We start from the raw sequence: 13,553 nt of genomic DNA, 5'->3' as shown, positions 1-13,553 counted from the left end.
CTGCTCCGAACTCCCGTAAGGGCGTGGCATGTCGACGGGTCACAGGGGGATCGCGCCGGTCAGCAGGGCTCCGGCGGTCATGACCAGGGTGGTGGCGAAGGCCCAGCGGAAGATGAAGCGCTGGTGGTCGCCGAGCGACACACCGCTCATGCCGACCAGGATGAACGTGGACGCGGTGAGCGGACTGAGCGGGAACCCCGTGGTCATCTGGCCGAGGACGGCGGCCCTGGCGACCTCGGCCGGGTCCGTGCCGAACCCGTTCGCGGTCTCGGCGAGGACGGGCAGCACCCCGAAGTAGTAGGCGTCCGGGGTGAAGACCAGGCTGAGCGGCATACCGGTGACGGCCACCACGACGGGCAGGTGCGCACCGAAGGAGTCGGGGACGACGGAGACGAGTGCCTCCGCCATCTCGTCGATCATGCCGGTGCCGGTGAGGATGCCGGTGAGGACACCGGCCGCGAAGATCATCGTGGTGACCAGGACCACGCTCCTGGCGTGCTGGTCGAGCAGCGCCTGTTGCTGTTCCCAGGTGGGATGGTTGGCTGGCAGCGCGATCGCGAACCCGAGGACGAACAGCACCGGCAGCGGCAGGACCTCCCGGACCAGACAGACCAGGAGGGCGAGGGTGAGGACGAGGTTGAAGACGGTCAGCCAGGTCCGCGGCAGCGGCGGGACCCGGACGGTGCCGGGCCCGTCGCCGGGCGACGACAGGACGTGGCGCTCCCCGTCGGCCGTCTTCGCGGCGGTGGGTTCGAGGTCGCCCCGCTCGTCCTCGCTCCCACCGCCGTCCGGGGCGGAGCCGGACGGGGACAGCGCGGCCAGGCGTCTGCGTTCGCGGCGGCCGAGCAGGAAGGAGGCCAGCAGCACCCAGGCGACGCCGAAGCCCATCGCGGGCAGCACGGGGGTGAAGACCTCGGAACTGTCCAGCTTCAGCGCCGCCATGGCCCGTACGGTGGGACCGCCCCAGGGAACCATGTTCATCACGCCCGCGCCCAGACAGACCACCCCCGACAGCACCAGGGGGTCCATGCCGAGTCTTCGGTAGACCGGGAGCAGTGCGGAGACCGTGATGAGGAAGGTGGAGGCACCGTCTCCGTCCAGGGCCACGCACAGGGTGAGCACGGCCGTGGCGACGGTGATCCGTAAGGGGTCGCCGCGTGCCACGCGCAACAGACCCCGGATGAGCGGGTCGAAGAGCCCTGCGTCCACCATCAGACTGAAGTACAGGACGGCGAAGGCGATCATGATGCCGGTGGGGGCCACCCTGGACAGTCCTTGCAGTGTCAACTCGCCCAGTTCGCCCGCGAAGCCGCCGATGAGCGCCGCCGACACCGGCAGCAGGATCAGGGCCACCAGGACCGAGGCGCGTCTGGTCATGGTGAGCAACAGCAGGACGGCGATCGTGGCGAAGCCCAGGGCTGCCAGCATGGCGGCGCTCCCTTTCTCGGGGACGGCCCTCGGCGGCGGTGTGCTGGGCGGGCGGAGGCGGGCCGAGGTGTTACGCGAGAGTTTCGGAGCACCGGGGAAGCGGTGTCCAGCATCAAACCGAGATCTGTCCATGCGATAAGCGCATCAATGCTGGGGGCACGTCCTATGCTCGTCGGCCATGGAGGCCCCCACCCTGCGTCAACTGGCGGCGTACACCGCCGTCGCCCGGGCCGCGAGCTTCACCGCGGCGGCCGCGGAGATGCACGTGTCGCAGTCCTCGCTCAGTCGCGCGGTCGCGGATCTGGAGCGGCAGCTCGGTGTCCAGCTCCTGGAACGCGACACCCGCAACGTGCAGTTGACCGCGGCGGGCGTGGAGGCCCTGCGGGTCGCCGAGCAGATCGTCACCGCTCATCGCGCGGGCATGCAGGAGCTCAGGCGCTACCTGCTCGGGGAGTCGGGAACGGTCGCCGTGGCCACCCTCCCCTCGGTCGCCGCCGTGCTGCTGCCCCGGGTGATCTCCGCCTTCCGCGAGCGCCGGCCCCAGGTCGCGGTACGCCTCCTGGACGGCCTGGAGCGCCGGGTGTTGGAACGGGTCCTGTCCGGCGACGCCGACTTCGCGCTCACCACCGTCGGGAACCCTCCGGAACAGTTGGAGCACCGCCCCCTGGTCAGGGACCGCTTCGTCGCGGTGCTGCCGGAGGGCCACCCGCTCGCCGACCGCCACGAGATCACCTGGGACGATCTGGCCCGGCAGCCGTTCCTGGCCGTGGGACGCGACTCGAGCGTGCGGCGGCTCACCGACGCGGCGTTCGCCCAGATCGACGCGCACGCGGCGCCGGCGGCCGAGGCGGGCAGCATCGCGACCGTGGGCGGACTGGTGACCGCCGGCCTCGGCGTCTCGGCCATGCCGGCGCTCGTGCTGCCGCTGATGGGTGCCGGGCCCGTGGTCTGCCGTCCGCTGGTGGACCCCGTGGTGGACCGGCGGCTGGACATCGCGCTGCGCGCGCGGCGCACGCTCCCGGCGGTGACGGAACGGTTCCTGGAGACGCTGGAGGAGTTCCGCCTCCGCCGGGACCCCCTCCCACCCGGGGTCTCCTGGGCCTGAGTCGACGGCCGGCCTTCGTTCGATCGATTGATGCGTTTTCCGCATGGATTCATGGCCTTCTGTTGCTCGACAGGCATTTACCGACTCCGGCACTCTGAGGACCCGGACGGCGACGCCCGTGCCGCACCCCATGCGGGGCGACTCGGTCGGTGGCCTACGCGAACCGCACGGGCGAGGGAGCGCGATCGGTGTCGGACGAGGAGCGGAACCCCACGGGAAGCGGACAGTTGCGCGGGCTCAAGGTGGTCGAGTTCGCCCATGTGGTGGCCGGCCCGCTGGCGGGCTCGATGCTCGCCGACCAGGGGGCCGACGTCGTGCACGTGGAACCCCCCGGCGCCGGGGACGCGGCCCGCGGCATGGGGCCCCGACGCGACGGCGTGCCCCTGTGGTTCAAGGTCGCCGGCCGCAACAAGCGCTCGGTCACCCTCGATCTGCACCGCGAGCCCGGTCGGCGCGTCGCCCACCGGCTCGTCGCCTGGGCGGACGTCGTCATCGTCACCCTGCGCGCCGGACGCCTGCGGGACTGGGGGCTCGACTGGGACTCCGTGCACCGGCTCAACCCCCGGGCCGTGCTGCTGCAGATCTCCGGCTTCGGCGCCACCTCCTCGCAGGCGGACGCCCCCGGCTTCGGCAAGGTCGGTGAGGCGCGCAGCGGAGTCGTCCATCTGACCGGCTTCCCCGACGGCCCGCCCGTCCACACCGGCTTCTCGCACGGTGACGCCGTGACGGGCCTGATGGGTGCCTACGCCGTCCTCGCCGCCCTCCACCGCCGCGACCACGACCCCGGCTTCGACGGCGAGTGGATCGACCTCGCCCTCTTCGAGTCCCTGTTCCGTCTGGTCGAGTGGCAGGTCATCGTCCACGACCAGTTGGGCCAGGTCCCCGCACGCTCCGGCAACCGGTTGGCCGTCGCACCCGGAGCCGTGATCAACACCTACCGCTCCCGCGACGGCGAGTGGATCACGGTGACCTCCGCGACGCTGCGCTCGGTCCGCAACATCGCCCGCCTGCTGGGACTCCCCGAGGAGGAGTTCACCACGGCCCGGCAACAGTACGACCGCCGCGAGCAGTTGGACGAGGGCCTGCGGAACTGGGTGGCGCGGCGCGACAGCGGCGCGTGTCTGGAGGAGTTCGCCCGTACCGAGGTCGTGGCATCGCGGGTGTTCGACGCGGCGGACATCGCGACCGACCCCGTGTACGCCGAACGCGAGGACATCGTCACCGTCGACGACCCCGACCTCGGCCCGGTGCGTATGCAGGCGGCGCTCCCCCACTTCCGCCGACGCCCCGGCCGGATCTGGCGGACGGGCCCCGCCCTCGGACAGGACAACCGCCTGGTCTACGGGACATGGCTCGGGCTCGGCGAGGACGAACTGGCCGACCTGGAGAAGAACGATGTCATCTGAGGTGTCCCCGCGGGCTCCTGCCGGGGCCGGCGCGGGAGTGGCCGGCCGTCCCCCGCTGCGCTCCCTGCTCTTCGTCCCCGGCACCCGAACGGACTGGCTGCCCAAGGCACGGGCGGCGGGCGCCGATGCCGCCGTCCTGGACCTGGAGGACGCGGTACCCGCCGCGCACAGGCTCCGCGCACGTGCCGAGGTGTCCGAGGCCGTCGCACGGGCCGCCGCCACGCCGGCGGACCAGGCGGACCGGATGGCCCTGTTCGTGCGGGTCAACCCGCTGGACGGCTGGGCGGGGGCCGAGGAGTTGCGGGCGGTCGTACGGCCCGGACTCGCCGGCGTCGTCCTTCCCAAGGTCCGCTCCGCCCAGGACGTGCGGCTCGCCGACCGGCTGCTGGGCTGGTGCGAACGGGAACACGGACTGCCGCCGGGACAGGTCGCCCTGGTGCCGCTGCTGGAGACGGCGCGTGGCCTGCGCGAGGCCTACGACATCGCGCGAGCCGCCCCGCGCATCGCCTACCTGGGCGCTCTCAGCGCGCCCGGCGGTGACGTGGAACGCGCCGTCGGCTACCGCTGGAGCCCCGAGGGAACCGAGACGACGGCCCTGCGCTCCCGCGTTCTGCTGGACGTCAGGGCGGCCGGAGTCCCGTGCCCGGTCAGCGGGGTGTGGACGCGCGTCGGTGACCTGCCGGGCCTGCGTGCCTTCGCCGAGCAGAACCGCTCCCTCGGCTACGAGGGCATGATGGCGATCCATCCCTCCCATGTCCCGGTGATCAACGAGGTGTTCTCCCCCGGCCCCGCCGAACTCGCGCGCTGCGCGGAGCTGGTCGCGGCGGTCGAAGCGGCGCAGAGGGACGGGAGGGGCGCCGTGACGTTCGAGGGCGAGATGGTCGACGAGGCCATGGCCGTCACGGCCCGCCTCGTCCTCGAACGCCACGCCGCGACGGCCCCTGCAGGTGGCCATCCGGACGCCGTGACCGGAGTGTGACCGCAGTGCCACGGGGAAACCGCGACCGGAGGAGGGACGCCCGTCCGGCACCACCGGGCCGGATTCAGACGCACTCTCCGTCGTCCGGGGAAGGGGGGCGCCGGGGTGTCGAGCGGGCGTAGCGGTCGGCGAGCCGGCGCAGGTGGTCGACGAGTTCCACGGGCTCGGTGACGTCGAAGTCGAAGTCGAGCATGCCGAGGTGGGCGGCGAGCGTCTGTACCGTGTCGGCGCCGGTGGTCAGGACGCAGGTGTCGGCGTCGAGCGGCTGGACCGTGCCGACCGCGGGGTTGATCCGCTCGATCACCGCCGTGGCCGGGGCGTGCACGGTCACGCGCGCGTGGTGGCGCCACGCGGCGCTGGACACCCGCAGGGAGACGTACGCGGTGATGTCGCCGCCGGGCGGTTCGCGCGGTGTGAAGCGCGGTCCGGTGGGGGTCCGTGGCCGCATCCGGTCGACCCGGAACGTACGCCAGTCCTCGCGCTCGACGTCCCAGGCCACCAGATACCAGCGCCGTCCCCAGTTGACCGCGCGGTAGGGCTCCACGAGGCGCCTGGTGGGAGAGCCCGCGTGGTCCAGGTAGTCGAAGCGCAGCCGTTCCCGGTCGCGGCAGGCGGACACCAAGGTGGTGAGCACGTCGGCGGAGACGGCCGGGGCGGGCCGGTCGGCCGGCACCGCCACCGTGAACGTCTGCAGGGCCCGCACCCGGCGGCGCAGCCGCGACGGCAGCACCTGCTCCAGTTTGGTCAGCGCCCGCACCGCGGTCTCCTCGGTGCCGGGGACGGCGCCCTGCGTGGCGGTGCGCAGCGCGATCGTCACCGCCACGGCCTCCTCGTCGTCCAGGAGCAGCGGAGGCATCGCCGCTCCGGCGCCCAGCCGGTAGCCGCCGGCCGCGCCGCGGGTGGCGTCCACGGGATAACCGAGTTCGCGCAGGCGGTCGATGTCGTTGCGCACGGTGCGGCCGCTCACCCCGAGCCGTTCGGCCAGTTCGGATCCCGGCCAGGCTCGCCGGGTCTGCAGCAGGGAGAGCAGACGCAGCATGCGCGCGGAAGTGTCCGGCATGGAATCCAGCCTGTGGTGCCATTAGGAAGAGAGCGTGCCTATATGGAGCATAGTGTTTTCCTCATGGAGACCAGCAGCAGCACCGACGCCCGGATCCGCCCGTACCGCATCGACGTCCCGCAGGAGGAACTGGACGACCTGCGCGACCGGCTGGCCCGTACGCGCTGGGGCGGCGAGATCCCCGGCACCGGCTGGAGCCGGGGGGTGCCCACGGACTACCTCAAGGGCCTGGCCGCGTACTGGGCGGACGGTTTCGACTGGCGCGAGGCGGAGGCGGAGCTGAACGAGTTCCCCCAGTTCACCACCGAGATCGACGGGCAGAACATCCACTTCCTGCACGTCCGTTCGCAGAACCCTGCGGCCGTACCGCTGCTTCTGCTGCACGACTGGCCGTGCTCCTTCGTCCAGTTCGTGGAGGTCGTCCGGCCGCTGGCGGAGGACTTCCACGTGGTGGTGGCCTCGACGCCCGGCACCGGGTTCTCCGGTCCGCTCGGCGAGGCCGGCTGGAACACGGGCCGTATAGCGGGCGCGTTCGTCGAGCTGATGGGGCGGCTCGGGTACGGCAGCTACGGGGTCCAGGGGACGGGCGGTGGCGCCTGGATCGCCGGCGAGATCGGACGGCAGGCACCCGACCGGGTCGTCGGTGTGCACGTCAACGGCCTGATCACCTTCCCCTCCGGGGACCCTGCCGAGTTCGAGGGGCTGACCCCGGCGGAGCAGGAGCGGCTGGCGCGGCTGGAGGAATTCCAGCAGGACAAGATGGGCTTCAACGCCATCCAGTCCACCCGCCCGCAGACCCTCTCCTACGGTCTGCACGACTCACCGGTCGGTCAACTCGCCTGGATCGTGGAGAAGTTCAAGGAGTGGACGGACGCGGCCGCGGAACTCCCCGAGGACGCCGTGGGCCGTGACCGCCTGCTGACGAACGTGAGCGTCTACTGGTTCAGCGGGACGGCCGGCTCCTCGGCCAACCTGTACTACGAGACGTCCCACGACGCCGCCGCCTGGGCGCCGAAGGAGCGGGGTACCGTCCCGACCGGCGTGGCCGTGGCCCTGAGCACGGATGTCGCCATCCGCCGCTTCGCGGAGCGGGACCACAACATCACCCACTGGAGCGAACTGGAGCGCGGGGGCAACTTCCTGTCGCTGGAGCAGCCCGAGGCGTTCGTCACCGACGTCCGTACCTTCTTCGGGGGCCTCGGGGCCTGAGCGGGTCGGCACCCGCCCGCCGGGAGTGTCGCAACCGACCGACTTGATCGCTCGACTGAGTCATATGATGGACGTATGGCTCATGTGTCCGCGGCCGAGCGCCGCCCCCAGTTGATCAAGGCCGCCATCGACCTCATGACCAGGGAGGGCGTCGCCGCCGGGAGCACCCGTGCCATCGCCGCCGAGCTGGGGGTGGCGCAGGCGACCGTGCACTACACCTTCGGCACGAAGGAGGATCTGTACCGCGCCGTCATGGAGCAGCTCACCCATGACCTGATCACCCAGGTCCGGCAGGCAGCCCCGTCGGACGGCGGCTTCGAGGAGACGATCGCCTGCCTCGCCGCCGCCCTGTGGAAGACCCTGCGCGAACAGCCGACCACCCATCAGCTGCTCACCGAGCTGTCCATGTTCGCCCTGCGGACGCCCCGGCTGCAGGAGGCCCTCCAGAGCCACTACGCCGAGGTGACGGCCTCGACGACGAAGCTGGTGACCGAGGCGGCCGAACGCACCGGCCACCACCTGGCCCAGCCGGCGGAGAACCTGGCGCGGTTCTTCCTCGCCGGTTTCGACGGGCTGTCCGTGCAGCACCTCGCCCTGCCCGACGAGGAAGCCGAGCGCGTCGGCCTGACCGCGCTGGTCTCGGCCGTCGTGGCCCTCGCGGGCGGGCGACTGGAGCTCGTCACGGTACCGGCGAGCTGACGGGCGAGGGCCGGAGCCGCCCCCTCCACGGCGGCTCCGCACGCCGAAACGGTCGCCGTCCTCCCTCGTCGGGCAGGGACGGCGACCGTGGTGCGACCACGGACGGGTCAGTGCGTGGCCGTATCGGACCGTGGCCGTATCAGACCGTGGCCGCAGGGGCGGGCCGGCGATCGCCGAAAGCCCTCGCGCCGTCCACCGTCATCCGCAGCAGAGGCACGGAGGCGACGAACGTGCCGACGGCGAGGACGGTGCCCAGGACGCCCGCCCCGGCGCCGTCGAGGAGGGCACCGACGGCCAGCGGTCCGACACCCGTGCCCAGCGCACCCGCCCCGCTGAGCGAGGCCACCAGCCGTCCGCTCGCGTCGATGAGCGCCGCGGCGGCCAGCATCTGGACGAGGACCGCCAGTTGGCAGGTCTGCCAGAGGACGGCCGCGACGACGAAGAGCACCGGGTCGTGCGTGACGATCAGGACCGCCATCGCCAGGGCCTGGAGGGTGACGAAGAACGCCATCGACCGCATGCGCCCGAAGCACCGGGCGGCGGGTGGGCCCACCACCGCGCCGACGAGCGCCACCACACTGGCCGCCGCGAGGACGGCCGACACGAGCGAGGGGGACATTCCGGTGTGCTCGCGCCCCAGGACGGAGGTGTACGACCATGCCCCCTGGGTGACGGACCACAACAGGGCGGTTCCGCCGAGCAGCACCAGCGACGGCCTCGCCGAAGCGGGCTCGGGCCCGGCGGGCGGTCCACCGCCGGACGCCCCGGGACCGTCGGGGAGTCCGCGCAGCAGCGGCCAGGCGAGCAGACAGCCCAGGGCCATGAGCAGGAAGCCGGTACCCTCCCCCACGTCGTGGTTGGCGGCGGCGACGCCCATGAGCAGCAGCGCCGTGGCGCAGACGGTGCCGGAGACGGCGACCGCCGAGGTCCTGTCGGCGTCGTCGGTCGCGGCGAGGGCCGCGGTGGCCGAGGCGTAGACCGCCCCGAGTCCGGCTCCGACGACGAGGTTGGCCAGGATCAGGACCACCGGTCCGGAAGCCACCAGTGCTCCCACGAAGCCCGCCCCCGCTGCGGCCAGGCCCAGCCGTGCCATCCGCACACGCCCCGGCCGCGCGGCTCGCCCGGCGAGCAGCAGGGTCACGAGCGCGGTCGCCGTCAGTTGGGCCGCCGCGACGAGTCCCGCGCCGGCGTCCGACAACGCGAAGCGCGAGGAGAAGTCGTCGACGAAGATCGGCATCACGTTCGCTCCGCCGTTGCCCAGGGTCACTCCGGCGACGAGTGCCACCGCCACGTCGAGGGTGAGGGCGGAGCCCCCTCGCGCGTTCACCGTCCGCTCCGGTGGTGTCCGGGCGGGACGGTCGGTCCTCGGCGGAGCGCCGAGCGTGCAACAGACATGCGAACCTCACGAGTTCGGGGCGGGAGGGAGGGGTTCTCGAAGCGGGCCTCGGACGCGGGGACGTCCGAGGCCCCGCCGGAGGCGGGTGCGGCGCTGTGTCGTCGCCGCACCGCCGTGCTCGGTCAGCCGGCCCAGACGTCCTCGACGTGGTGGCCGGACTCGGTCAGGGCGGACAGCCACGCGGTGGCCCCGGCTTCGTCGGCGCCGGTGTGCTCGCGGTGGATCGCCATGAACGCCTCGCGCACCGCCGGGGCCATCCGGCGGCCGTCACCGCAGACGTGGACGCGTCCGCCCGCTTCCAGCACCGCCCGCACCTCGTCGCTCTCCCTCCTGATCCGGTCCTGCACGAAGCGGACTCCGTCCTCGGGGGCGCAGGAGAAGGTGGGCCGCATGCTGACGGCCCCGGCGGCCTCGGCCGCCTCGAACTCCGCACGGTGCAGGTAGTCGACGTCCGGGTGGTCGCAGCCGAAGTAGCACAGCAGCGTTCCGGTGGAGCGCGCGTGGTGACGGGCGAGGACCGCGCCCCGGAAGGGCGCGAGCCCCGTCCCCGCGCTGACCGGGATCACGGACGGGCACCACCATACGACCGACATTGTCGACTGACAATGTCGAGCGATTGTGTTGGGTGACACAGTCGGATGCGGGAACCAGTGAGGGAGGGGAACCGTCCCTGTCTGCGGCGGCCGGAAGAAGCGGTCGTCCGGCACGGCCGGGCCACCCGCGCGCACCCCACCGGCCGGAGTTCGGCGCCGTGGGACGCCCCCGTAGGGTGACCGGCATCGGGACGTGCTGTGAAGGTCCCGCTCGCAGCGAAGGAGGACCATGGCGCGCATCACCGACCGCACGATTCTGATCGTCGGCGCCTCTTCGGGCATCGGCGCCGAGGTGGCACGCCAACTCGCCGGTGACGGCAACCGCCTCGTCCTCACGGCACGGCGCGCCCCCGAACTGGCGCGCGTGGCCGAGGAGGTGCGGGCGGCGGGAAGCGCCTGCCTGGATCTCGTCGCCGACGCCCTCGATCCCCGGGCGGCGGCCGAGGTGGTCGCGGCCGGGGTCGCGGAGTTCGGGGCGATCGACGTGGCGCTGCTCAACGCGGGCCAGGGACCGGACATGTCCATGGACCGGGTGAGCGTGGCGGACGTGGCCCGGATCATGGCGCTGAACTACGACACGGTCGTCAACTACCTCGTCCCGCTGATCGACCGGATGGGCTCCCAGCGGCACGGCGGCCTGATCGCCCACACCAACTCCCTCGCCGGGCTGATGGGCATCCCCCGTCAGGGCCCGTACTCGGCGGCGAAGGCCGCCGCGCGCACCCTGATCGACGCGGCGCGCGTCGAACTGGCGCCCCGCGGCATCCGGTTCACCTCGATCCACCCGGGGTTCGTCGCCACCGACCGCATCAGCGGGGACGGCCTGCCGAAGCCCTTCCAGATCAGTCGGGAGCGGGCCGCGCGGCACGTCGTGCGCGCTCTGGAGCGCGAACCGGCCCAGGCGTACTTCCCCTGGCCCACGGCCGCGTTGGTCCGCACACTGCGCACCCTGCCCGCATCCGTCTCCGCCGCGGTGCTCCGCAGGCTCGCCTCCCCCTGAACGACCCGCCGGGGCGCGACACGCGGCGGGAGCCCTCGCGGTTGCGGGGTGGCGTGGACGAAGGCCGACGGGTGTCCGCGCGTCCCGCCGGCGCCCTCAGGGGCTCACGCCGGACGGCGGTCCCCCGCGCCGGCGGCCTCGTCCGGCAGGGCCTGCTCGGCCCAGATCGTCTTGCCCGCGGACGTGTGACGGCTGCCCCAGCGCTCGGCCACCTGGGCGACGAGGAGCAGTCCGCGTCCGCCCTCGTCGAAGGTCCGGGCCCGCCGCAGATGCGGGGCGGTACTGCTGCCGTCGGAGACCTCGCAGATGAGCGCGTCGGCGCGGACGAGTCGCAGCTGGATGGGCGGGGTGCCGTAGCGGATGGCGTTGGTGACCAGTTCGCTGACGATCAGCTCGGTGGCGAACTCCAGCTCGGTCAGTCCCCAGGCGGTCAGCTGCTCGCTCGCCGACCGGCGGGCTCCGGCGACGGCGGCCGGATCGGCGGGCAGCTGCCAGGTGCGCACCTGCTCCGCGCCGAGGGTGAAGGTGCGGGCCAGGAGCAGGACGATGTCGTCGGCCGGGGGGTCGGGCCGCACCTTGCGCATCACCTCCTCGCACGTCTCCTCCAGGCCGGCGGCGGGGTGGCGCAGTGCCTCACCCAGCAGGTCCAGCCCGACGTCGACGTCACGGCCCGGGGCCTCGATCAGACCGTCGGTGTAGAGAGCGAGCACGCTGCCCTCGGCCATGTCGATCCGGGTGGCCTCGAAGGGCAGTCCACCGAGGCCGAGCGGAGGCCCGGCGGGCAGGTCCAGTACCCGCACCGTGCCGTCGGGCGTCATCAGCAGGGGCGGCGGATGCCCCGCCCGAGCCAGGTCGCAGTGGCCGGCGACGGGGTCGTAGACAGCGTAGAGGCAGGTGGCCCCTACCTCCCCCGAGGCCTCCTCCGCCTGCCCGCGCGCGTCCGGGCCCTCCTCCCGGTCGAGGCGGATGACCAGGTCGTCCAGACGGGTGAGCAGCTCGTCGGGCGTGAAGTCGGCGTCGGCGAGGGTCCGTACCGCGGAGCGCAGTCGGCCCATCGTGGCCGAGGCACGCACGCCATGTCCCACCACGTCGCCCACGGCCAGCGCGACGCGTCCCCCCGACAGCTCGATGACGTCGAACCAGTCCCCGCCGATCTCGTCCCCGGGCCCGGCGGGCAGGTAGCGGTAGGCGAGGTCCACGGCGGCCACCTCCGGCAGCCGTTCGGGCAGCAGGCTGCGCTGGAGCGTGAGCGCGGTACGGCGCTCACGGGTGTAGCGGCGGGCGTTGTCGATGCTCACCGCGGCCCTGGCGGCGATCTCCTCGGCGAGGACCAGGTCGTCCGGGCCGAAGGCGTCCGCGGTCCGGTGCCGCATGAGGTGCATGACGCCGAGCGTGACCCCCCGCGCGCGCAGGGGCACCATCAGCACCGAATGGATCTTGAACCGGCGCATGCTCACGGCCCGGGCCGGGGAGGCCGTCGACCACGCGCGCAACTGCGGGTCGCCCGCGCGGTACTGGGTCCCCCGCCCGGTGATCAGGGCCTGCGCAGGGGGTGAGCCGGAAGGGTAGACGTCGGTGTCACCCGTGGGAACCACGGACTCGGGGCAGCCCGCGAGCACCGACCGTTGCGCGGTGCGGCGGCAGACGACCGGCGTGTCGGGCGGCACCGGTTGCGGCTCATGCCCCTGGACTACGGACTCCAGCAGGTCGACGGTGGCGAAGTCGGCGAACCCCGTCACCGCGACCTCGGCCAGTTCCTCGGCCGTGCGGGTCACGTCGAGGGTGCTGCCGATGCGCACGCTGGCGTCGTTCAGCACCGCCAGTCGGCGCCGGGCCCAGTACTGCTCCGTGATGTCGATGACCAGCGCGGACACCCCCAGCACCCCGCCGGCCGGGTCCTTCAGCGGGGAGAGGAACACGGACCACGCGTGATCGCGGACCTCGCCCGAGGCTCGAAAGGGCTGCTCCTCGCGGAAGACCATCTCGCCGGTGCGCACCACCTGGTGCTGCAGGCGGTCGATCTCGTCCAGGGGCGGGGCGGGGTAGATCTCCCACAGGGTCCGCCCCCGCATCTCGTCGGGTTTCAGCCCCATGGCCTGGGTCATGACCTGGTTGCAGGTGACGAACCGCGCCTCGCTGTCGTAGATGGCCACGGGCAGCGGGAGCTGTGCCAGCGTGAGGTCCCACAGCTGCGCGGATGCCACATCCGTCGGTCCGGAGGCATGGGTCACCACCGCCGGCGTGAGGACCCAGTACGTGCTGTCGCCCGTGTCGGTCAGCGGGGTGCCCCGGAGCCGCACGGTGACGCGGTCCCCGTCGCGCCCGCGCAGCGCCAGATCGCTCGTCCACGACTCGGCGGCGGCCAGGTGGCGCCGGGTCGCGAAGGGCAGCGTTCCGGCGAGCAGGGCCGAGGCGGGCCGGCCCACCACGTCCTCGGGCCCGTACCCGAGGAGCCGTCCGGCTCCCGCGCTCCACACCATGACGGCACCGCGGGCGTCGATGACCACCGCGAAGTCGTCGGGTACCGCTGTGGTGGTGTCGGGCTCGTTGTCCATGGGCGTGTACCGACCTCGTCCCCTGCGTCGCCCGGGCACGGGCGTTGGGTCGCCCCTCGCGGGGCGCTGACTCCAGCATCCCGCTGCGGCCCGGCCCGCTCAACCGGCCCCGGACGGGCCCGC

Annotated in this window: 10 protein-coding genes and 1 pseudogene; 6 read left to right on the top strand and 5 right to left on the bottom strand. The window is 72.9% G+C overall.

Annotated elements, in window-relative coordinates:
* Positions 1-39 precede the first annotated feature (39 nt).
* Complete coding sequence (locus H4687_RS42595; protein WP_046913592.1) at positions 40-1,428, bottom strand: CitMHS family transporter; 1,389 nt, start codon at positions 1,426-1,428, stop codon at positions 40-42.
* A gap of 178 nt (positions 1,429-1,606) precedes the next feature.
* Here H4687_RS42595 and H4687_RS42590 point away from each other — a divergent pair, with 178 nt between their 5' ends.
* From H4687_RS42590 to H4687_RS42580, 3 genes are all read left to right on the top strand, one after another.
* The gene (locus tag H4687_RS42590; protein ID WP_046913591.1) at positions 1,607-2,533 is read left to right on the top strand and encodes a LysR family transcriptional regulator; all 927 of its coding nucleotides are present in this window, start codon (positions 1,607-1,609) and stop codon (positions 2,531-2,533) included.
* A 188-nt stretch (positions 2,534-2,721) separates the two neighbouring features.
* A complete protein-coding gene (locus H4687_RS42585) occupies positions 2,722-3,939 on the top strand; it encodes a CaiB/BaiF CoA transferase family protein (RefSeq protein ID WP_046913590.1) in 1,218 nt (405 codons plus the stop codon).
* Positions 3,929-4,918 carry an HpcH/HpaI aldolase/citrate lyase family protein gene (locus H4687_RS42580; RefSeq protein ID WP_050398594.1) on the top strand — a complete coding sequence of 330 codons (990 nt, stop codon included), beginning with the start codon at positions 3,929-3,931 and terminating at the stop codon, positions 4,916-4,918. The genes H4687_RS42585 and H4687_RS42580 overlap by 11 nt, the downstream gene beginning before the upstream one ends.
* A 64-nt stretch (positions 4,919-4,982) precedes the next feature.
* Here H4687_RS42580 and H4687_RS42575 read toward each other — a convergent pair whose 3' ends face one another.
* A complete protein-coding gene (locus tag H4687_RS42575; protein WP_046913588.1) occupies positions 4,983-5,978 on the bottom strand; it encodes a helix-turn-helix transcriptional regulator in 996 nt (331 codons plus the stop codon).
* A 63-nt stretch (positions 5,979-6,041) separates the two neighbouring features.
* Between H4687_RS42575 and H4687_RS42570 the strand changes: the two genes are divergently transcribed.
* The gene (locus H4687_RS42570) at positions 6,042-7,187 is read left to right on the top strand and encodes an epoxide hydrolase family protein (RefSeq protein ID WP_046913587.1); all 1,146 of its coding nucleotides are present in this window, start codon (positions 6,042-6,044) and stop codon (positions 7,185-7,187) included.
* 75 nt (positions 7,188-7,262) lie between these two features.
* Positions 7,263-7,886 carry a TetR/AcrR family transcriptional regulator gene (locus H4687_RS42565; RefSeq protein ID WP_046913586.1) on the top strand — a complete coding sequence of 208 codons (624 nt, stop codon included), beginning with the start codon at positions 7,263-7,265 and terminating at the stop codon, positions 7,884-7,886.
* Between the two features lie 139 nt (positions 7,887-8,025).
* Here H4687_RS42565 and H4687_RS42560 read toward each other — a convergent pair whose 3' ends face one another.
* Both H4687_RS42560 and H4687_RS42555 read right to left on the bottom strand, forming a co-directional pair.
* Positions 8,026-9,213: an MFS transporter gene (locus H4687_RS42560; protein ID WP_046913585.1), complete on the bottom strand. Its 1,188-nt coding sequence runs from the start codon at positions 9,211-9,213 to the stop codon at positions 8,026-8,028.
* Between the two features lie 191 nt (positions 9,214-9,404).
* Positions 9,405-9,848, bottom strand: a pseudogene (locus H4687_RS42555) (reductase); the annotation flags it as partial.
* Between the two features lie 256 nt (positions 9,849-10,104).
* On the opposite strand from H4687_RS42555, the gene H4687_RS42550 reads away from it, so the two are divergent.
* Positions 10,105-10,875: an SDR family NAD(P)-dependent oxidoreductase gene (locus H4687_RS42550; RefSeq protein WP_046915313.1), complete on the top strand. Its 771-nt coding sequence runs from the start codon at positions 10,105-10,107 to the stop codon at positions 10,873-10,875.
* A 104-nt stretch (positions 10,876-10,979) separates the two neighbouring features.
* Here H4687_RS42550 and H4687_RS42545 read toward each other — a convergent pair whose 3' ends face one another.
* Positions 10,980-13,430 (bottom strand): SpoIIE family protein phosphatase, encoded by a 2,451-nt coding sequence (locus H4687_RS42545; RefSeq protein ID WP_046915314.1) that lies wholly within the window; start codon positions 13,428-13,430, stop codon positions 10,980-10,982.
* Between the last annotated feature and the right edge of the window lie 123 nt (positions 13,431-13,553).

Origin of the sequence: Streptomyces stelliscabiei (assembly GCF_014873495.1) — a bacterium.
Lineage (GTDB): Bacteria > Actinomycetota > Actinomycetes > Streptomycetales > Streptomycetaceae > Streptomyces > Streptomyces bottropensis.
This window is presented reverse-complemented; position numbering and strand designations above follow the sequence as displayed.